Source organism: Ampullimonas aquatilis (assembly GCF_049675895.1).
In the GTDB taxonomy this organism is placed as follows: domain Bacteria; phylum Pseudomonadota; class Gammaproteobacteria; order Burkholderiales; family Burkholderiaceae_D; genus Ampullimonas; species Ampullimonas aquatilis.
In genome coordinates this window covers 2,722,653-2,740,911 of record NZ_CP183834.1, presented here as the reverse complement: position 1 = coordinate 2,740,911, position 18,259 = coordinate 2,722,653, and the positions used below count along the sequence as shown (strand labels likewise).

Sequence of the window (18,259 nt, the reverse complement as noted above, 5' to 3'; positions counted from 1 at the left end):
GCACAAATCACTTCGTCAATTATATAGACCAGTTTTCTTATACTTATTTTTGTATAAAGAATGTCCGTTTTTTGCCGAACTATTCAGCACTCTGATTGAAGACATACGGGTAATACCCTAATGGGATTTGATTGAGTTCAATAAGTTTCTATTATTTAAAACGATGAAATATAAAGATTTAAGAGATTTTGCCAATCAGCTGGCTCGAATGGGGGAGCTTAAACAGATTGATTTGCCCGTTTCACCCAAGCTGGAAATAACGGAAATTAGTGATCGCGTATTGCGGCAGGCAGGCCCGGCGCTATTATTTAGCAAAGTGAAAGAAAGTGATATGCCGGTGTTGACCAATCTGTTTGGTACAACGCGGCGTGTCGCACTGGGTATGGGCGCCGAATCTTTGGATGACTTGCGCGATGTGGGGCGAGTACTGGCTGCGTTAAAAGAGCCGGAACCGCCCCGAGCTTTGCGTGAAGTTGGCAAACTCTGGCAGATGGCCAAGGCGGTTTGGGATATGGCCCCCAAAGTGCTCAAGGGGGCGTCCTGTCATGAGATTGTTTGGGAAGGCAATGAGGTTGATCTGGCGCGTTTGCCAGTCCAGACCTGCTGGCCAGGAGATGTCGCCCCCTTGATTACCTGGGGTCTGGTCGTGACACGTGGCCCACAAAATGTCGCGCACGCCCGTAAACGTCAAAATCTGGGGATATACCGCCAGCAAGTGATGGCACGCAACAAGGTGATCATGCGCTGGTTGGCGCATCGTGGTGGGGCGCTGGACTTTCGTGAGTTTGCCCTGGCCAATCCGGGTCAGCCCTTTCCTCTGTCAGTCGTGTTGGGTGCCGATCCAGCGACGATCCTGGGCGCGGTGACGCCAGTGCCTGATTCTTTGTCTGAATATCAGTTTGCAGGCTTATTGCGAGGAGCTCGTACTGAGTTGACAGCTTGCATTGGTAATGACTTGCAAGTACCAGCCAGTGCCGAAATTGTGCTGGAAGGCCATATTCAGCCTGATCTGCAGCATTCGAGTGGTTATGAGCATGCGCTGGAAGGGCCGTTTGGTGACCACACCGGTTATTACAATGAACAGGACTGGTTTCCGGTATTTACCATTGATCGCATCACCATGCGCCGTGATCCCATTTATCACTCGACCTATACCGGTAAACCGCCGGATGAACCTGCTATTCTGGGCGTGGCATTAAATGAAGTATTTGTGCCTATCCTGCAAAAGCAGTTTAGTGAAATCACCGATTTTTATCTGCCGCCCGAAGGCTGCAGTTACCGACTGGCCGTGGTGCAGCTGCGCAAGAGTTATGCAGGGCATGCCAAGCGGGTGATGTTTGGAGTGTGGAGCTTTTTGCGGCAATTCATGTATACCAAGTTCATTATTGTGGTGGATGAGGATGTGAACATTCGCGATTGGAAGGAAGTCATTTGGGCGATCACGACGCGAGTTGATCCTTTGCGCGATACGGTGATGGTGGATCAGACACCGATTGATTATCTGGACTTTGCGTCGCCGGTGTCAGGGCTGGGCTCCAAAATGGGCATCGATGCCACCAATAAATGGCCGGGTGAAACGGGTAGAGAGTGGGGACGCCCTATTGAAATGGATATTGGCGTCAAACAGAAAATTGATGCTTTCTGGAATGAGCTGGGCCTGTAACAAAGTCTGACCGATTTTTTAACCTTAGATTAATAAAAACAAGTCAATTGCAAGTGGCTTTATATCAATTTGTTAAGGAGTATGTGAATCAACTGGTTTATATAGTGCGTATTTATTGGTTAATTTAAAATACACCCTGCCAGTATTAATCTGTATGAGTTTCTTCCCAATGGCCGGTGGTTGGTTTGTTGGTGTGATGTGATTGGTTGCTGAAAGTACGCCAACCCCAATAGGCGATAGCACCAAACAGGCCCAGTTTAGCGATGCACCCCAGTTTGCTGCCACTTTTTCGAGCTATCAAGGTAGTAAAAACAATCCGCACCAGGCTGCTCATGATTGGCAATTGCTTCAACACGCTTGAAGCACTGACAAGATGTCGTAGATTCATACCTTTGGTGAGTTGCGCAAGAACAGAGCTGGTCATGCCAAGTTTGCTGGTTCCAGTCTTCAGCATGTTTAAAGATTGAACCAGCTCAATGCGCTCCAATGCAGCTTGAGTTTGTAATAACGCTTTGCGTGCCTGACGATCTTGCGGATTCATCCGCGTGACTCCTCATCGGTTTTGTTAGCCGATGGGGGTTCTATATCTTCTTCAGCAGTGTTTTGTCCCGCCTGTTTTAGCAGGATCATATCTTTTTTCAGTTCGCCTAAAGTCATGGGGAACAAGCCACCTTCATGTTGTGATAATGCTATTGCGCGTTGGCCAAAAAACAGCGCAATGACTAAATAAAACAAGGCTACGCCACCAATGGCAAGCAAGCGATTGGTATCCCACAAGGCCACGATGATGAAGGCCGACAGAAAAAACAATGCCAATAACAAGGCGATGCCACTGATCAAGCCAGCAACCAGCAACCTGGCAAATTGCGACTTATGCTCATCCAGCTCCATGGCCGCCAATTCAAGCCGGGTGGAAAACAAGCCAATCAAATGGCTGATCAGCCCTTTGGCGGAGTCAAAAATGCTGGAAGATCGTGTCATTGGTGCCTAAAAAGTGGGCAGCAGTCGGTGTCAAACCAACCGACTGCAACGAGCGATGAAACGTCATTACTTGCGATTGAGCAACAAACCCAGCACGACGCCCACTCCTGCGGCAATGCCAATCGCCTTCCAAGGATTGTCGTGGACATAATCATCCGTGGCACGCGCTGCGGCCTTGCTTTTGTCAACGACCACATCTTGCAGATCAAGAATCTTGTCTTTGGCCATTTTCAGTTTTTTCAGCGCCGACTCGCGTAGTTCCTGAGCTTTGTCGCCGGTAGCATTGGCAGCTTGGGCCAACAGTTCTTCAGCATCGGCAATCGTATTTTTAAGATCAGACATGGTTTCTCCTGTTAAAAAACTTCTATATATCTAAAAGCTATGAGAGGTGAGCAAAAAAATAGTTCAATCCGGATAAGGGCGGAGGAATAATGAAGATCCGTCCATCTCACAAGGAGCACAATATGACAATCAGACTCGGCGATATCGCGCCAGATTTTGAACAAGATACATCTTTAGGCAAAATCAAGTTTCATGAATGGCTTGGTAACGGCTGGGGCATCCTGTTTTCGCATCCTGCTGACTACACACCTGTTTGTACTACAGAATTGGGTCTGACAGCAAAGCTAAAACCTGAGTTTGACAAACGCAATGTCAAAGCCATTGCATTATCTGTGGATGGTGCTGAGTCTCATCTGGGCTGGATCAAGGATATTGAAAGTACTCAGAAAACTGTCGTGAATTTCCCCATCATTGCCGATGCAGATCGTAAAGTGGCAACGCTCTATGACATGATTCATCCCAATCAGTCCGAGACAGTGACCGTGCGTTCTTTGTTCATTATTGATCCGAACAAAAAAGTCCGACTGATCATCACTTACCCTCTGACAACAGGGCGTAATTTTGATGAGGTATTACGGGTCGTGGACGCGCTGCAATTGTCAGATGGCTATACTGTGGCCACGCCAGGCAACTGGAAAGAGGGCGATGATGTGATTATCCCGCTGTCCGTCAAGGACGAGGCAGTGATCAAACAGAAGTATCCAAAAGGTTATACCGCGTTGACACCTTATTTGCGTGTCACACCGCAACCCAATAAATAAGGCGGTGTTGAAGCAATTGACGCATCTGTGTAGACTCTTTAAAGGCTCGCTAATTTGCGGGCCTTTTGTTGTTCAATCCAGCGGATGTCCTGCGTTAATTTGCCGACATTGCAATAGGCAAAAAAAAGACGCCCGAAGGCGTCTAATCCCTGATCAATCGTTACGAACAGAATTTAGCGGCTCAATCCCAAACCAGAGCGCGTATCATCAAGTGCAGTCAATGCTTTGTCATCAGTAAAAGAAAGATTGATGGTAGAAAGCGCACCAATTGGATCTGTCATCAAAGTTCTGACTGTCATGTCCGGCTTCATCAGCAGGATGGTGGCCATTGCATAGACTGCAAAGAAAGTTTTTTTCATGATTTCCCCAAATCGATAATTCTGTTTCGTTTATCCATAAGCCATAACTGTGCCATGTTGATTTTTTAATTAAAAAACAATAGGTTAGATATTTGTTTGGCAGTGTTGTGGGAACAGTGTGTAAAGTTATCCGGCAAGATTTTATTGCTACGCACAATGATGGTTTGCCCCAGATTTGGATTGTGCGATTAGTAGCGGCTATTTTTTGGCTACACCTGATAGCTACGACTTCTTGGCGGGTGGACAGCCACTGTTGATACGCTTGCTAATACGTGGTGGCAAATGGGAAAGTGACCGGAAAATCGAGCGGATTGTGTGTTGCACAAAAAATGGTTCGGTTGATTGTCAATTTACTTGCCAGAATGTCAATTGATGCGTCTTTGCTGGTGTTTTGGGCTGTAAAAGTATTACACCTTATTCGCTAATCTCGCGGGATATGGTGTAATAGTGCCGTTGAAAGTCCCGTATTTCGGGTAAATTACGGTCTATTAATAAAAGGGAAATACCCATGCAAGCTCAGTCTACAGACCAGTCTCTTACACAAAAAATTGTCATTGGCATTGCAACATTAGCGGGTGGCTGCTTCTGGTGTCTTGATGCTGTATTTGCCGAATTAAAGGGCGTGATTGATGTTGAGTCAGGATACGCCGGTGGCCATGTTGATAACCCGACCTACGCACAGGTGTGTGGTGGACAAACTGGTCATGCTGAAGTGGTGCGGATTGTGTTTGATCAGGATTCCATCAGTTATGAGGATATCTTAAAGATCTTTTTTGTGGTCCATGATGCTACGACCTTGAATCGTCAAGGTGCCGATGTGGGCACGCAGTATCGTTCTGCCATTTTCTATCACTCCCAGGAGCAGAAAGAAACGGCTGAAAAGCTGATCAATGAAATGACCGACTCGCAAGTTTTTGCCAGCCCGATTGTTACCGAAGTGGCACCGCTCAAAAACTACTTTGCGGCTGAAGATTATCATCAGCAGTACTACATTCATCATCCGTACGAAGACTACTGCACTGTTGTCATTGCGCCCAAGCTGGCCAAGTTTCGTGAGAAATTTGCCACTTATCGCAAACCCCGCGTCAACTAAATACCCTTCAATTTCTGGTCAATTTTAAATATATTGGCCAGTATCATTTAAAACATCCAGCTTAAGTACGTATTTATTGATTACTTTAAAATACCCTTGAGGGGTATTTATTAATGATCAATGTACATGACTGCTTGCTTCTGTTCATGTGAATTTTGTTGTTTGATGAATATCAAGTTTGTGCTAAATTTTCAGTAATTACTGAAAATTGAGGAATTCATGAACTTGACGCCGTTGATCCAATCCTTCGTCCTGCATTTTGGCGAAATGGGTAGCCGTTGGGGCATCAATCGTACTGTCGGCCAAATTTACGCTTTATTGTTCGTCACGGAAAAACCACTCAATGCCGATGAAATTGCCGAAGCGCTGGCTTTTTCGCGTTCCAATGTCAGCATGGGTTTAAAAGAATTGGAGTCCTGGAAGCTGGTTCGCTTGCAGCACTTGCCGGGTGACCGGCGCGAATATTTTTCTGCACCTGAGGATGTCTGGGCGATTTTTCGCACGCTTGCCGAAGAGCGTCGGAAACGCGAAGTCGATCCCACCTTGTCCATGTTGCGCGATGCCTTGTTGGAGTCGCCCGCCAATCCTGCGGAACAGCATGCACAAGAACGTATGCGCGAAATGTATGAGCTGATCGAAATGCTCACGCAATGGTTTTCCGATGTGCAGCGGCTGGAACCCGCCACGCTGATTCAACTCATGAAGCTGGGCAACAAAGTGCAGAAGATCTTTGAATTCAAGGATCGTTTTTCTTTGGTCAATAAGGGTGCCGAATCTGCCAGCCTGAAACAGGAGGAGTAAGGTGTACCAATCAACTCAGACGCCAGCGCAAAAACAAGCCCAAACCGAACCAACCTTGCCCACTACATTTAAAGCGAGTCACTCATGGATGCTCTGATGCTTGCCCGTATTCAATTTGCGGCCAATATCACTTTTCATATTCTTTTTCCCAGCATCAGCATTGGCATGTGCTGGGTGCTGCTATTTTTCAAACTGCGTTTCAACAAGACTGGTGACGATAAATGGATGGCCGCCTATCGTTTCTGGGTCAAGATATTTGCCCTGACTTTTGCTCTGGGCGTGGTCAGTGGCATCACCATGAGCTTTCAGTTTGGCACTAATTGGCCTGGTTTCATGAAGACGGTAGGCAATATTGCCGGCCCCCTGCTGGCCTACGAAGTATTAACCGCTTTTTTTCTGGAAGCGACCTTTCTGGGCATCATGCTCTTTGGTTTTAACCGTGTCTCTAACAAGGTGCACACCATGGCGACCATTCTGGTGGCCGGTGGTACCACGCTGTCGGCATTCTGGATTATTGCGCTTAACTCTTGGATGCACACGCCCGCCGGTTTTGTCATGATCAATGGTCAGGCGCATCCAATGGATTGGCTGGCGATCATATTTAATCCTTCATTTCCGTATCGCTTTGTCCATATGTTGCTGGCTTCAGGTTTGACGGTCTCGTTTCTGGTAGCGGGAATTTCTGCTTATCGCTGGTTGCGCAAAGATCGTTCGAATGCCGTACTGGCAGCCTTGCAAACCGGTGTCACCATGGCTGCGCTTCTGATCCCGCTGCAAATCTTGATGGGTGATGCGCATGGACTGAACACGCTGGAACATCAACCCGCCAAGATCGCGGCCATTGAAGGAATCTGGCATACCGAAGAAGGTGCGCCGCTCTTGTTGTTTGGCATACCCAATGCCAAAGAGCAGCGTAACGATTATGCGCTCGGCATTCCCAAGGCGGCCAGCCTGATTTTGCGCCATGATGCCAATGCGACCCTCAAGGGCTTGAACGAGTTTGAGGGTAAGCATCCACCGGTCATGCCCTTGTTTTGGGGATTTCGTGTGATGGTGGGGGTTGGCATGTTGATGCTCGCGAGTTCTTGGTTGGCCTTATGGCAATTGCGCCGCAAGGGTTTGCAAAACTGGATGGCCAGGGCATTGGTTGGTATGACATTTTCGGGTTGGCTGGCCACTGTGGCTGGTTGGATGGTGACTGAAATTGGCCGTCAACCGTACTTGGTTTATGGCGTGTTGACGACTGCAGATGCGGCATCGGATGTGGCTGCACCGCTGATTCAAATGTCACTGACGATGTATTTGCTGCTCTACGCCATGCTGATCAGTGCTTATATCTCGGTGGTGTTTTACCTGGCTCGCAAGGGGCAGGAAGAGAGTCACACCGATCTGGAAAAACAGCCGGATCTGAGCGGCCGTACCCAATTTGGAGTCGTATGATGAATATCCATTTCAATGATTTTCTGCCCGTCATTTTCATGGCCCTGATGGGCTTGGCCATGTTGATCTATGTGGTGCTGGATGGTTTTGATCTGGGCGTGGGCATCTTGCTCAATGGTGTTGACGAAGATCATAAAGACATGATGATTGCGTCCATTGGCCCATTCTGGGATGCCAATGAAACCTGGCTGGTACTGGGTGTGGGCATCTTGCTGGTGGCCTTTCCCATGGCGCATGGTGTGATACTGGGCGCGCTGTATTTGCCAGTGGCACTCATGCTGGTGGGGCTGACCTTGCGTGGTGTGGCATTCGATTTTCGAGTCAAGGCCAAGGCGCATCACAAGCCTTGGTGGGACTTTGCTTTTTTTGCGGGTTCCTTGCTGACGTCCTTTTCACAGGGTGGCATGCTGGGCTATTACATCACCGGTTTTGCCGATGGCTGGCTGCCAATTCTGTTTGCTGTTTTTACCGGCATGTGTCTGGTATCGGGCTATATGCTGCTCGGTGCCTGCTGGTTGATCATCAAGGCCGAAGATGACTTGCAGGACTACGCCTTGTCATGGGCGCGTCGGGCACTCTGGCTGACTGGCCTGGGTGTAGCCGCCTTGTCGGTCGTGACGCCGTTTGTCAGTCAGCGAATCTTTGATAAATGGTTTTCCTTTCCCAATATTTTGCTGCTTGCCCCCATTCCTTTGATCACCGTGGCCTTGTTTGTGGTGGCTGACCGTATTCTGGTGCATCTCAAACGCAATCCCTTGAGTCGTCCCAAATGGCATTGGTTACCTTTTGCCAGCATTGTAGGTATTTTTGTCATGGCCTTTCATGGTCTGGCCTATAGCCTCTTTCCGTACTTGGTGGTGGATCGCATCACCATCTGGCAGGCGGCCAGTGCGCCCGAGTCACTCAAGTTCATGCTGGTGGGTATTGTGATTGTGTTGCCCACCATCCTGGGCTATACCATCTATTCGTACCGTGTGTTTTCGGGCAAGGTCAAGGCGCTCAGCTATTATTGATTGGGTTTGACAGTGGTTTATCGGGGTCTATCATCTGATCAATATATTCATGGATGAATGATTTCAATATATCGTGCTGCTGAGCGCCCATCGCCGGTTGATACATATAGTGGCGTGACCAGGGCAGGGTGCTGGCTGACAGCCCTGCCTTGCCACAAACCACTTGGTACAGAGCAATCTGGTCATGCTCAAAAGCATAAGCGCAACCAGCCAGATACAGACGCCAGATGCGATAACGCTTTTCACCGGCAAGTTGTTTGATCCGCGCGGCGTGCTGTTCAAAATTGTCGGCCCAGATGGCACAGGTGTGCGCATAGTGTCGCCTTAAATTTTCAAGATCAAAACATTCCAGTCCGGCCTGCTGCATGCTGCGCAACACCAGGCTGACGTGCGGCAGCTCGCCATGCGGAAAAACATAGCGTTCAATAAATTCACCGCCACCATAGGGCGTTTCGCCACTGCCAGGATCGGTTGACGTGATGCCGTGATTCATCACCAAACCATCGTCTTTGAGCAGGCCGCCAATTTTGGCAAAGTACTCGGGCAGATGTTGGAGACCGACATGTTCAAACATGCCCACACTGGTAATGCGATCAAACTGTCCTGTCATATCGCGATAGTCGATCAGCCGGAGTTCGATCTGTTTTTCCAGCCCTGCCGCACGTACTCGCTGTGTTGCCAGCTCAAACTGTTTTTCCGACAGCGTAATGCCAACACATTGGGCGTCAAACTGTTGGGCTGCACGCAGAACCAATGCACCCCAGCCACAGCCAATATCCAGCAAGGTCTGGCCGGGCTGCAGGCGAATCTTGGTGAGGATGTGATCAATCTTTTTGATCTGCGCCTGATCCAGTGTTTCATCACCGTTTTCAAAGTAGGCACAGGAGTAGACCATCTGTTCATCGAGCCAGAGCCGATAGAAATCATTGGACACATCGTAGTGATAAGCAATGGCTGCTTTGTCTTCCTGGCGATTATGACGAAAGGTTCGCACCATGCGCCCAAACCGACCTTCTGGCTTAAGGCTTAATCTGGTCAGCTCATAACCAATCCGAATCACATCGGACAGTTTGCCCTCCACATCCAGCTTGCCTTCCACATAGGCTGCACCTAATTTGGCCAGGCTGGGTGAGATTAACGACGCAGCAGCGGCGGGGCTGGTGAGGTGAATGCTGACTTGCGGGTGTTCAAACTCACCAAAGCGGTAGACCAGTTTATTCCACAGTGAGATGACCAATGGCAGATTGGCCTTGTGGCGAATGGAGTTGGCCCATTTTTCAAGTCGAGATTCCCAGAGCATCTGATAGCCTCCCTCAGCATGACAGTCACCGGCTCGCACGATGAGCCGGTGCTCATGATGATAAGACTAACTCAAGGTGCGAGACGTTCCATTTGCCATAGATTTTCTTGATCAAGTACGTAATGCAATCGATCATGCAAGCGCGATGGACGACCTTGCCAGAATTCAAACCGATCCGGTATCAGACGATAGCCACCCCAATGCGGTGGCCGCGGTACATTGCCGCCAAACTCCGTGGTATAGCGATCCAGCTGTTCTTGCAGATGCTCACGGCCGATGATCACTTCGCTTTGATTGGAGGCCCAGGCGCCCAGACGTGATTCCAGTGGGCGAGCCTGAAAATAGGCATCACTTTCAGCCTCGGTGGTTTTGATGACGCGGCCTTCAATGCGCACCTGGCGTTCCAGTTCAATCCAGTGAAATTGCAGACAGGCATAGGGATGAGTGGCCAGTTCGCGACCTTTGCGGCTTTGATAATTGGTAAACCAGGTAATACCGCGGGCCGCATGGTCGGGGCCATCAACGCCTTTGATGAGCACAATCCGTGAAGTGGGGCGACCATCCAATCCAATGGTTGACAGCGTCATGGCGTTGGGTTCGGGTATCTCGGCTTTGAGCGCTTCATTGAGCCAGGCCTGAAACTGATCAAAGGGATTGCTGGCTGCACTGGCTTCCAGCAATTCATCGCGTTGATAGGTTTTGCGCAGATGGGCAAGATGATTCATGATGAGCAATCCGGTGACAGCTAAAGAGCCATTATGCCGCAGTCATACAAGGCCGATTTGATATGCCGCAGTAATCTGCTTGTGACTGAGGATATTGGTCAAACGCCGCTCAGGCGTTGAGATCGTGGCTTGGTTCCTGGGCGAGCAAGGCCAGCCTTTGCAAGGTACGATCGACAATCCCCAGTTGGCGCAGGCTTTGCGCAGTGCGCATGACATATTCAGCCGTACTGCCACAATGGCCATGCGCATGACGCAGTACGTTGCAGATGTGGGAGTCTTCCAGCTTGCCCGCATAACCAGGCTGATCACGGCGCACCACAAAGCCCAGCGCCTTGAGTGGATGATGCGCTGCTTGATGACACTCGCCATGATTGCTGCGTACCGTCAACCAGGTAGGTTGATAGTCACCGGTAATCATTTCACGTTGCCAGAGTTTGAAAAAAGCTTCTTCCACATCCTGAGCCGGAATTCGATAAGCCATGCCATGACAGCTGCCACCGTGATCGAGCGCCAGGACTAAGCCGGGCTGCTCACGGGTGCCGCGATTGATTTGCGACCACAGGCAGAGACGACGATGATAGCCATGCACGGTGGTGCGGCGGCTTTCAGCATAGTGAAATTCAGGCTTCCAGATCAATGAACCATAGGCGAACACCCAACAGTCATCACGTCCATTCCAGTGCTGCAAAGTGCACTCCAGTGAGGCGCGTAGTTGCTGGGAATCGAGACGGCGATCCCCAGCACCTGGCTGACAGGTGTCACAGTGCACCGTTTCCGCTTGGAAAAGGTCCTGATCTTGTGATTGCCGACATTGCGTGGAGCGGTCCATTGGGTTTAGAAAGTGCAAAGGATGTGCCAAGCAATCATCATAGAGACAATATGACATGATGATGACGCAATAATTCACGAAATCGCCGCTTGAGCCGGTTAGAATTGCCAAGCGATAAATTTTTAACAATTATTTGAAGGCTTGGCAGTCACAAGTCTGCAGCAATTTTTTTGTTTAATAAGGAGAATCACTATGTCCGACCAGGATAACGATCAGCGCATTGGCTTATGGATTGTTTTTGGCGTGGTAACCGCCGTTGTGACATCCATCTTGTGGAGCGTTCTGCCTTCCCCGAATCAAGCGCCTGCCGAAAAACCAGCCGTCGCTGCGACCGCAGCACAGGCTGCCAGCCTGGGCACCCTGGCGATGGTTTATGCCGGTGGCAAGTTGACCATTACGGGCGATGTACCCGATGAAAAATCCAAAGAACGGCTGCTCAAACCAGCGCGTTTGTTGTTTGGTGCAGAAAATATTGTTGATCAAGTCACTGTCAAGGAAGGCGTGCCAGGCTTCTGGTGGAAAACCAAGCCACTGGACGTGTTTGCCAAACTCAAAAACCTGGCCAGCTTCAGTCTCGATTTAGGTAATAACGAAATCAAATTGGTTGGTGCAACTGGTACTGATTCCGCCAAAGCCAATATCGAAAACGCTTTGCCAAGTCTGTTTGTGGATGATGCCAAAATCAATAGCGACATCAAGGTGGATAGCTCACTGGGTGGTTTGAATCTGGATGCTTCTGTGTTGCTCAATGAATCCATTGAGTTTGCCAGCGGTGCATTTGCCTTGCCAGAGTCAGCCAAGAAACGTCTGAGCGAAATTGCTGATCTGCTCAAGGAAGATGGTCGCAAGATCAAGATTCTGGGCCATACCGACAATCAGGGTGACGCTGCTTTGAATGCAACTTTGTCCGAAAAGCGGGCTCAGTCAGTGCGTGATTTCCTGGTGAGCAAAGGCGTTGCTGCGGATAACCTGGAAGCCATTGGTTATGGTGCCGACAAACCGGCTGCTGATAATTCAACACCGGAAGGTCGCCAGCGCAATCGTCGTATTGAGTTTGCTCAATAAGTGATGATACTTCGATTGTTCGGTAGCAAACCAACTGGTGTGAGTCTATTTGGTTTGTTTGCCGATTAGGGTGAGCACCATGCTTTATTCACGATACTGACCGGTAGTAAAAAAATACCCCCTCGATTAGTGCACTTAAAAGGGGGTATTTTTTATGATACTGGTCAAAAATTGATATTTTTTATTGAATTTGCTGAGACTGACAAACCGTTGGAACCTGCGTGGCAGGGGCAGCTTTGAGCAACGCAATGATTGCAGTCTGATTCAATTGGCAACATCACTACATTGGACAGGTTTTTCACCTGCCCAATGTGGACAATCAGGGTAAGGGCTGAACCGTCAGGGTACTGACGCGAATTGGCGAGATTTGTGGTGCTACCGGATTACCTCCAGGGTTGCTCCCATTTTGTGGACCATGATTCTCAGGCGTGTGTGACAGTGGCTGATTAGTAAACAGGCTTTGCAGGGGCAGATACGTGATCAAGCTACTGATGCGATCCCCGTTAAACATCACAAAGATGGCCGTCGCTACGATGTAGAAGGTTAAAAAGCGCCGTACTGGCATGTCCGTTCCCAATATTTAATATTTTTTAACAGTTCCATTTTTGCACTTTGTGCGCTGCACTACTATCCCCTGATTAAGGTATTTTGATGCAGTTAGCGTGATTTGCTGGCCTATCCAGTTTGCCTTGTCAATATGACAAATCTGAGAAATTTCGGCATCTTGAGCGGGTTTTTACCGGCATCATGCTTTAATACGACATCATGTGTTGCACGTGCCGCTATTGAGTCGGGGCGGGTAGATAGCTGATCTTGGCTGACGTTTCCAGCTGCGATTGCGTGGCTTTACTGATTTGTGATTGATCTGTTGCGATATGCTTTTTCCTGGTTATATGGTTTGACTATGTCTGATGATACTTTTGATCCCGCGCGGCGCTTTGGTGGCATGGCTCGTTTGTATGGGGCGGCCGGTTTGACGCGCTTTGCCCAGGCTCATGTGCTGGTGGTGGGCATTGGCGGGGTGGGTTCCTGGGTGGCCGAGGCCTTGGCGCGCAGTGGTATTGGACGATTAACGCTGATTGATCTGGACCATGTGGCCGAATCCAATACCAATCGGCAAATCCATGCGCTTGATGGCAATTTTGGTAAGGCCAAGGTGTCGGCCATGGCCGAGCGGATTACTGCCATCAACCCGGCCTGTCAGGTCCGCTTGATTGATGATTTTGTGACACCTGACAATGTCGCCGAGTTGCTGATTGGTCGCTATGATTTTGTGATCGACTGTATTGATCAGGTCAGGGCCAAGGTGGCCTTGCTGGTGTATTGTCGTCAACAGGGTATTGCGGTGGTGACCAGCGGCAGTGCCGGTGGCAAGATCGACGCGAGCCAGATTCGTTTGGATGATCTCAGCAAAACCATTCAGGATCCCTTGCTTGCCAAGGTGCGTCAGCGCCTGCGCAAGGAATATGGTTATGCGCGTGATGGTAAAAAAATGGGGGTGATGGCGGTTTATTCGAGCGAGCCAGTCAAGTATCCGGAGATTTGCGTCGTGGATGAAGCCGTCGTCACTGTTGCCAATCTGGTGGATGGCATGGCGGGTCAATCGACAGGCAATCTGGTGGTCAGTCCGCCGACTGCGCCGGCCAGTGCGGGCACCACCCCTGACCCTGGTGCAGGGCTCAACTGCGCCGGCTTTGGTTCAGCCATGCATGTCACGGCAACGTTTGGATTGTTTGCGGTTTCTTATTGCCTGCAATCACTGGCAGCACCAGCTAAAAAACAATCACATGAAAAAGTGGCGGTATCCGTATCCGCTACTTGAATTTTTAAAGAAACTTTTAAAGAGGCGTTCATCATGACAGCGAGGAATCCTTTCATCATATTGTTGAACCAACGACCACTGACCGCTACGGCTATGCTGGCTGCTGCAAGCTTGTTACTGTCATCCTGCAGCATGTTGCCGAGCTTGCCTGGTAGTAGCAGTGGTGGGGTCGTGACCAGTAGTCAGCCACAGGCCAGTGCGCCTTATCGTACCCAGGTGGCGCAAGCCATTACCAGGGCCAATGCCAGCCAGGTTTATAGTGGTCGCCCACCTAACCCTCTGTATGCGGTAGTGGTGCTGCAATTTGAAGTCAATGGTTCGGGCAGCGTGCAAAATCTCAAAGCCTTGCGGGTGCCAGGTCATGCGCCTGAAACTGGTAAGCTGGCCATGGCCAGTTTGCAAAAAGCCAGTCTGCCTGCGCCACCCGGTGGCCGCAAGGTGCAGATGACCGAGAGCTGGCTGTTTAATGACGATAATCTGTTTCAGCTACGCACTTTGGCTGAACCACAAGCGGCCGAGTAAATTAGCTGAAGAAGTTAGCTGAACAAGCTGGCCAAGTAAGCGCCTTTGACATAACTTAGGGAATCAGAGACAACATGCCTGTCACACTGGATGGACAATTGGTGGTCGCCATATCATCACGTGCCTTGTTTGACTTTGAAGAGGAAAACAAGGTGTTTGAGCAAAGTGATGATGCGCGCTATATGCAGCTGCAACTGGATCGTTTGGATGAACCCGCCAAGCCGGGCGTGGCGTTTGCGCTAGTCAAAAAGCTATTGGCTTTCAATACGCCGGAGCAGCAGCGGGTTGAAATTGTGATCCTGTCACGCAATGATCCGGTCTCCGGTTTGCGGGTGTTTCGTTCCATTGAAAAAAGCGGCATTCACATCGAGCGTGGCGTGTTCACGCGGGGCCGTTCACCGTACCGTTATTTGTCGGCGCTCAATGCCAATCTGTTTTTGTCAGTCAACGAGCCGGATGTGCGTGCCGCGCTCGAAGCCGGCTTTCCCGCCGCGCGGGTCTATCCCGAATCGGCACGCGCCGCGAGTGAACATCCCGATGAGATCCGCATTGCCTTTGATGGTGATGCGGTGCTGTTTGGTGATGAAGCCGAGCGGGTGTTTCAGGCCAAAGGTTTGCCTGCCTTTGTTGAGCATGAATCCATGCATATCCAGCGACCTTTACCCGATGGCCCTTTCAAGCCCTTGCTCAAGGCGCTGCATCAATTGCAAAAGGCGGCCGGTTCCGATGTACCCATGAAGATTCGTACCGCCCTGGTCACCGCCCGCAGCGCGCCCGCGCACGAGCGCGCGATTCGTACCCTCATGGATTGGCAGATTGAAATTGACGAAGCCATGTTTTTAGGCGGCCTCGACAAGGGCACCTTCTTGAGAGAGTTTGAGCCGGACTTCTTTTTTGATGATCAAACCCGTCATTGCGAATCCGCCGCCAGTTATTCACCCACTGGACATGTGGCAGCGGGGATTGCCAATATCATCAAATAATCAATTTTTTGCTCTTTAATGTCAGTGGTACAGCCACACGCAATCAGCTGCAGTTACTACGATCAAACTGCCTTTTTATTGATACTGATGGGTAGTACGTTATTAAATTGGCTTGTTAAGTACATAAATAAACACTCATATTTTATACACTATATGAGTATCTATTTTCGGCATGGCCTTCTAAACAAACAATAAAGCAAACCGATGCGCCGCCGCGCCGGGATCGAGTGTGCTGTACAAGCCACTGACCACTGCCACCATGTCGGCACCTTGCGTGACCAGGGGCGCTGCGTTATCGGGTGTCATGCCACCAATCACCACAATCGGCTGACTGATCTGTGCCTTGGCGCGGCTGATGATGTCGTGCGTGGTGGTGACCGGATATTGCTTGACCAGCGAGGGATAAAAGCCGCCAAAGGCCACATAGTCGGCACCGTGCTGACTGGCGTGCTGTGCGCGTTCCAGTTCGCCATAGCAGGACACACCGAGGATTTTGTTCTTGCCCAGATGCCGCCGCAGTTGCGCCACATCACCATCGTCACCGCCAATATGCAGGCCATCGGCATCGGTGGCTTCAAACAGATCAACATGATCATTGATGATCAGCGGTACTTTGAATTCATGAGCCAGTCGAGTCAGCGCACTGGCTTGTTGCAGGCGCAGAGCAGGGCTGGCGGTCTTGTGCCGGTATTGCAAAATTTTGGCACCCCCTTGCAGGATGCGCCGCGTTTGTTCAATGAGTTGTTCAGTGTTGTCGAGGTTAGGCGTAACAGCATACAGGCCGCGCAGTGTGTGAGTCATAAAAGCCAGTCAAGTAAATCGGAGTGAGTTGGTGAAAACTGATTAAATAAGTTGATTCAGCAAGTTGATTCAATAAGCTTTATTCAGCAAAGTCATCATTAACAAGTTACCGACCAGGAATGGCCTGACCCGGCGCAATGGCATAAGCTGCTTGCAATGTCTGATGGCAATAATCGAGCGCGCTTGCCACTGCGTTTTCCATGTTTTGCCCCTGAGCCAGTTGTGCGGCAATAGCTGCAGCCAGTGTGCAGCCTGTGCCATGAAATTCTCCACTTAATCGTGTGCTGATCCAGGTGTGTTGCTGGCCATCAGCCATATAAAGGCGATTGGTAATGGTCGGCAGGCCCGCATGTTCACCCTTGAGCAGCACATGCGCACAACCCTGTTGCAGGAAATAATGGGCAGCTGCATCTGTTACGGTGGTGTTGTCAAGCAATGGCGTGGCCGCTTGTGGCAAGGCCAGCCGACGTGCTTCCAGCAGGTTGGGGGTGAGCAGGGTGGTGAGCGGATACAAAGTTTGCATGAGTGCGACTGGATCGCTCGCCACCAGGGCATCACCGCCACCACTGGCCAGCACGGTGTCCAGCACCACGGGTAGCGGCGCGTGCGCCTGTGCATTCAATTGCGTAATGATTTGCGCAATCATTTGTGCATTGGCCTGCGTACCAATCACGCCGATTTTGATGGCGGCGATGGGTATGCTGTCGATCAAGGCCTGTGCTTGTTGAAAAATTAAATCTGCTGCTACCGGGTTGATCGATATGACGTAGTTATTGTTCTGCACAGTGAGTGCCGTGGTTACGGTGAGTGCATGGGCACCCTGTGTGGCAATGGCTTGCAGATCAGCCTGCAGGCCAGCCCCACCGCTGGGATCAGAACCCGCAAAGACCAGCACGCAAGGGCGGCGTGGGCGCATGACCGTTGCAGTAGCGGATGATGTGTTACTCATACAAACAAGCCATCGGTGGGCGAGGTCGGTATGCCCGCCAGCCGTTTGGGAATGCGCCCGGCCAGATAGGCACCACGGCCAGCCTGTACCGCCAGCTTCATGGCGTGCGCCATGCGAATAGGATCTTTGGCGCGGGCAATGGCGCTATTCATCAGGACACCATCACATCCCAGTTCCATCGCCATCGCCGCATCGGAAGCTGTACCAAGACCGGCATCGACAATCACTGGCACGTTGATCTGCTCCACAATCAAACGCAGATTCCAGGGATTGACAATGCCCATGCCCGAGCCGATCAAACAGGCCAGCGGCATGATCGCCACACAACCCATCTGTTCCAGCAACTTGGCTTGCACCGGGTCATCACTGCAATACACCATCACGTCAAAGCCATCTTTGACGAGGACTTCAGCGGCCTTGAGCGTTTCGGGCATATTGGGATAAAGCGTTTTGGGGTCGCCCAATACTTCCAGCTTGACCAGTCGATGGCCATCCAGTAATTCCCGCGCCACATTGAGCATATAGATGGCATCCGCCGCGCTATAACAACCGGCTGTATTGGGCAGCCAGGTATAGCGACCTGGTGGCACGACTTCAATCAGCGACAGTTTGTGAGCTTCGGCCAAGATCTGGCGGCGCAAGGCCAGCGTGACAATCTCGGCACCACTGGCTGCTGTGGCGGCCTGCATCTGTTCATAATCGGCATACTTGCCGCTACCCACCAGCAGGCGTGATTGGTACACCTTGCCGGCAATGGTCAGTGCCTGATCTGCCAGATTGGAATTTTCAATATCATGCGAGCCGTCCATC

General features: G+C 50.4%; 21 protein-coding genes. 10 read left to right on the top strand and 11 right to left on the bottom strand.

The window, feature by feature from the left end; all coding sequences use genetic code 11:
* Positions 1 to 163 precede the first annotated feature (163 nt).
* Positions 164 to 1,663: a 4-hydroxy-3-polyprenylbenzoate decarboxylase gene (ubiD, locus tag ACMYR3_RS12775; protein ID WP_424192324.1), complete on the top strand. Its 1,500-nt coding sequence runs from the start codon at positions 164 to 166 to the stop codon at positions 1,661 to 1,663.
* 145 nt (positions 1,664 to 1,808) lie between these two features.
* Here ubiD and ACMYR3_RS12770 read toward each other — a convergent pair whose 3' ends face one another.
* The 3 genes from ACMYR3_RS12770 to ACMYR3_RS12760 all read right to left on the bottom strand — a co-directional run bounded on the left by ACMYR3_RS12770 (position 1,809) and on the right by ACMYR3_RS12760 (position 2,986).
* Positions 1,809 to 2,204, bottom strand: coding sequence for a hypothetical protein (locus tag ACMYR3_RS12770; RefSeq protein WP_424192323.1), 396 nt, complete (start codon positions 2,202 to 2,204; stop codon positions 1,809 to 1,811).
* The gene (locus ACMYR3_RS12765; RefSeq protein ID WP_424192322.1) at positions 2,201 to 2,644 is read right to left on the bottom strand and encodes a phage holin family protein; all 444 of its coding nucleotides are present in this window, start codon (positions 2,642 to 2,644) and stop codon (positions 2,201 to 2,203) included. Before ACMYR3_RS12765 ends, ACMYR3_RS12770 begins: the two co-directional genes overlap by 4 nt.
* A 66-nt stretch (positions 2,645 to 2,710) precedes the next feature.
* Positions 2,711 to 2,986, bottom strand: a complete 276-nt coding sequence (locus tag ACMYR3_RS12760; protein ID WP_424192321.1) for a DUF883 family protein — start codon at positions 2,984 to 2,986, stop codon at positions 2,711 to 2,713.
* Between the two features lie 122 nt (positions 2,987 to 3,108).
* Between ACMYR3_RS12760 and ACMYR3_RS12755 the strand changes: the two genes are divergently transcribed.
* A complete protein-coding gene (locus ACMYR3_RS12755; protein ID WP_424192320.1) occupies positions 3,109 to 3,747 on the top strand; it encodes a peroxiredoxin in 639 nt (212 codons plus the stop codon).
* A 173-nt stretch (positions 3,748 to 3,920) separates the two neighbouring features.
* Here ACMYR3_RS12755 and ACMYR3_RS12750 read toward each other — a convergent pair whose 3' ends face one another.
* The gene (locus ACMYR3_RS12750) at positions 3,921 to 4,106 is read right to left on the bottom strand and encodes a hypothetical protein (protein WP_424192319.1); all 186 of its coding nucleotides are present in this window, start codon (positions 4,104 to 4,106) and stop codon (positions 3,921 to 3,923) included.
* 508 nt (positions 4,107 to 4,614) lie between these two features.
* On the opposite strand from ACMYR3_RS12750, the gene msrA reads away from it, so the two are divergent.
* From msrA to ACMYR3_RS12730, 4 genes are all read left to right on the top strand, one after another.
* The gene (gene msrA, locus ACMYR3_RS12745; protein ID WP_424192318.1) at positions 4,615 to 5,199 is read left to right on the top strand and encodes a peptide-methionine (S)-S-oxide reductase MsrA; all 585 of its coding nucleotides are present in this window, start codon (positions 4,615 to 4,617) and stop codon (positions 5,197 to 5,199) included.
* A gap of 219 nt (positions 5,200 to 5,418) precedes the next feature.
* Positions 5,419 to 6,000, top strand: coding sequence for a GbsR/MarR family transcriptional regulator (locus ACMYR3_RS12740; RefSeq protein WP_424192317.1), 582 nt, complete (start codon positions 5,419 to 5,421; stop codon positions 5,998 to 6,000).
* Between the two features lie 84 nt (positions 6,001 to 6,084).
* On the top strand, positions 6,085 to 7,440 hold the full coding sequence (locus ACMYR3_RS12735) for a cytochrome ubiquinol oxidase subunit I (RefSeq protein ID WP_424192316.1): 1,356 nt from the start codon (positions 6,085 to 6,087) through the stop codon (positions 7,438 to 7,440).
* Positions 7,437 to 8,453 carry a cytochrome d ubiquinol oxidase subunit II gene (locus ACMYR3_RS12730; RefSeq protein ID WP_424192315.1) on the top strand — a complete coding sequence of 339 codons (1,017 nt, stop codon included), beginning with the start codon at positions 7,437 to 7,439 and terminating at the stop codon, positions 8,451 to 8,453. The genes ACMYR3_RS12735 and ACMYR3_RS12730 overlap by 4 nt, the downstream gene beginning before the upstream one ends.
* Here ACMYR3_RS12730 and ACMYR3_RS12725 read toward each other — a convergent pair.
* The 3 genes from ACMYR3_RS12725 to ACMYR3_RS12715 all read right to left on the bottom strand — a co-directional run bounded on the left by ACMYR3_RS12725 (position 8,440) and on the right by ACMYR3_RS12715 (position 11,166).
* Complete coding sequence (locus ACMYR3_RS12725) at positions 8,440 to 9,753, bottom strand: class I SAM-dependent methyltransferase (protein WP_424192314.1); 1,314 nt, start codon at positions 9,751 to 9,753, stop codon at positions 8,440 to 8,442. The genes ACMYR3_RS12730 and ACMYR3_RS12725 overlap by 14 nt on opposite strands.
* Before the next feature lie 71 nt (positions 9,754 to 9,824).
* A complete protein-coding gene (gene pdxH / locus ACMYR3_RS12720) occupies positions 9,825 to 10,478 on the bottom strand; it encodes a pyridoxamine 5'-phosphate oxidase (RefSeq protein WP_424192313.1) in 654 nt (217 codons plus the stop codon).
* A gap of 109 nt (positions 10,479 to 10,587) precedes the next feature.
* Positions 10,588 to 11,166, bottom strand: a complete 579-nt coding sequence (locus ACMYR3_RS12715) for a gamma-glutamylcyclotransferase (protein ID WP_424192312.1) — start codon at positions 11,164 to 11,166, stop codon at positions 10,588 to 10,590.
* Between the two features lie 333 nt (positions 11,167 to 11,499).
* Here ACMYR3_RS12715 and ACMYR3_RS12710 point away from each other — a divergent pair, with 333 nt between their 5' ends.
* Entirely contained in the window at positions 11,500 to 12,372 is an 873-nt protein-coding gene (locus ACMYR3_RS12710) for an OmpA family protein (protein ID WP_424192311.1), read from the top strand.
* 319 nt (positions 12,373 to 12,691) lie between these two features.
* On the opposite strand, the gene ACMYR3_RS12705 is transcribed toward ACMYR3_RS12710, so the two are convergent.
* A complete protein-coding gene (locus ACMYR3_RS12705) occupies positions 12,692 to 12,937 on the bottom strand; it encodes a hypothetical protein (RefSeq protein WP_424192310.1) in 246 nt (81 codons plus the stop codon).
* Positions 12,938 to 13,276: 339 nt separating this feature from the next.
* Here ACMYR3_RS12705 and ACMYR3_RS12700 point away from each other — a divergent pair, with 339 nt between their 5' ends.
* The 3 genes from ACMYR3_RS12700 to ACMYR3_RS12690 all read left to right on the top strand — a co-directional run bounded on the left by ACMYR3_RS12700 (position 13,277) and on the right by ACMYR3_RS12690 (position 15,699).
* Positions 13,277 to 14,194, top strand: a complete 918-nt coding sequence (locus ACMYR3_RS12700; RefSeq protein ID WP_424192309.1) for a tRNA threonylcarbamoyladenosine dehydratase — start codon at positions 13,277 to 13,279, stop codon at positions 14,192 to 14,194.
* A 33-nt stretch (positions 14,195 to 14,227) separates the two neighbouring features.
* Entirely contained in the window at positions 14,228 to 14,716 is a 489-nt protein-coding gene (locus ACMYR3_RS12695; protein WP_424192308.1) for a hypothetical protein, read from the top strand.
* A gap of 74 nt (positions 14,717 to 14,790) precedes the next feature.
* Positions 14,791 to 15,699 (top strand): 5'-nucleotidase, encoded by a 909-nt coding sequence (locus tag ACMYR3_RS12690; protein WP_424192307.1) that lies wholly within the window; start codon positions 14,791 to 14,793, stop codon positions 15,697 to 15,699.
* 180 nt (positions 15,700 to 15,879) lie between these two features.
* Here ACMYR3_RS12690 and thiE read toward each other — a convergent pair whose 3' ends face one another.
* From thiE to ACMYR3_RS12675, 3 genes are all read right to left on the bottom strand, one after another.
* Entirely contained in the window at positions 15,880 to 16,500 is a 621-nt protein-coding gene (gene thiE / locus ACMYR3_RS12685; RefSeq protein ID WP_424192306.1) for a thiamine phosphate synthase, read from the bottom strand.
* A 106-nt stretch (positions 16,501 to 16,606) separates the two neighbouring features.
* Entirely contained in the window at positions 16,607 to 17,449 is an 843-nt protein-coding gene (locus tag ACMYR3_RS12680) for a hydroxymethylpyrimidine/phosphomethylpyrimidine kinase (RefSeq protein WP_424192305.1), read from the bottom strand.
* On the bottom strand, positions 17,446 to 18,258 hold the full coding sequence (locus tag ACMYR3_RS12675; protein WP_424192304.1) for a thiazole synthase: 813 nt from the start codon (positions 18,256 to 18,258) through the stop codon (positions 17,446 to 17,448). Before ACMYR3_RS12675 ends, ACMYR3_RS12680 begins: the two co-directional genes overlap by 4 nt.
* Position 18,259: the final 1 nt, after the last annotated feature.

Excerpts from the sequence above, each read along its gene's own strand:
- ubiD (WP_424192324.1), top strand. The coding sequence starts at position 164 with ATGAAATATAAAGATTTAAGAGATTTTGCCAATCAGCTGGCTCGAATG.
- ACMYR3_RS12770 (WP_424192323.1), bottom strand. The coding sequence starts at position 2,204 with ATGAATCCGCAAGATCGTCAGGCACGCAAAGCGTTATTACAAACTCAA.
- ACMYR3_RS12765 (WP_424192322.1), bottom strand. The coding sequence starts at position 2,644 with ATGACACGATCTTCCAGCATTTTTGACTCCGCCAAAGGGCTGATCAGC.
- ACMYR3_RS12760 (WP_424192321.1), bottom strand. The coding sequence starts at position 2,986 with ATGTCTGATCTTAAAAATACGATTGCCGATGCTGAAGAACTGTTGGCC.
- ACMYR3_RS12755 (WP_424192320.1), top strand. The coding sequence starts at position 3,109 with ATGACAATCAGACTCGGCGATATCGCGCCAGATTTTGAACAAGATACA.
- ACMYR3_RS12750 (WP_424192319.1), bottom strand. The coding sequence starts at position 4,106 with ATGAAAAAAACTTTCTTTGCAGTCTATGCAATGGCCACCATCCTGCTG.
- msrA (WP_424192318.1), top strand. The coding sequence starts at position 4,615 with ATGCAAGCTCAGTCTACAGACCAGTCTCTTACACAAAAAATTGTCATT.
- ACMYR3_RS12740 (WP_424192317.1), top strand. The coding sequence starts at position 5,419 with ATGAACTTGACGCCGTTGATCCAATCCTTCGTCCTGCATTTTGGCGAA.
- ACMYR3_RS12735 (WP_424192316.1), top strand. The coding sequence starts at position 6,085 with ATGGATGCTCTGATGCTTGCCCGTATTCAATTTGCGGCCAATATCACT.
- ACMYR3_RS12730 (WP_424192315.1), top strand. The coding sequence starts at position 7,437 with ATGATGAATATCCATTTCAATGATTTTCTGCCCGTCATTTTCATGGCC.
- ACMYR3_RS12725 (WP_424192314.1), bottom strand. The coding sequence starts at position 9,753 with ATGCTCTGGGAATCTCGACTTGAAAAATGGGCCAACTCCATTCGCCAC.
- pdxH (WP_424192313.1), bottom strand. The coding sequence starts at position 10,478 with ATGAATCATCTTGCCCATCTGCGCAAAACCTATCAACGCGATGAATTG.
- ACMYR3_RS12710 (WP_424192311.1), top strand. The coding sequence starts at position 11,500 with ATGTCCGACCAGGATAACGATCAGCGCATTGGCTTATGGATTGTTTTT.
- ACMYR3_RS12705 (WP_424192310.1), bottom strand. The coding sequence starts at position 12,937 with ATGCCAGTACGGCGCTTTTTAACCTTCTACATCGTAGCGACGGCCATC.
- ACMYR3_RS12700 (WP_424192309.1), top strand. The coding sequence starts at position 13,277 with ATGTCTGATGATACTTTTGATCCCGCGCGGCGCTTTGGTGGCATGGCT.
- ACMYR3_RS12695 (WP_424192308.1), top strand. The coding sequence starts at position 14,228 with ATGACAGCGAGGAATCCTTTCATCATATTGTTGAACCAACGACCACTG.
- ACMYR3_RS12690 (WP_424192307.1), top strand. The coding sequence starts at position 14,791 with ATGCCTGTCACACTGGATGGACAATTGGTGGTCGCCATATCATCACGT.
- thiE (WP_424192306.1), bottom strand. The coding sequence starts at position 16,500 with ATGACTCACACACTGCGCGGCCTGTATGCTGTTACGCCTAACCTCGAC.
- ACMYR3_RS12680 (WP_424192305.1), bottom strand. The coding sequence starts at position 17,449 with ATGAGTAACACATCATCCGCTACTGCAACGGTCATGCGCCCACGCCGC.
- ACMYR3_RS12675 (WP_424192304.1), bottom strand. The coding sequence starts at position 18,258 with ATGGACGGCTCGCATGATATTGAAAATTCCAATCTGGCAGATCAGGCA.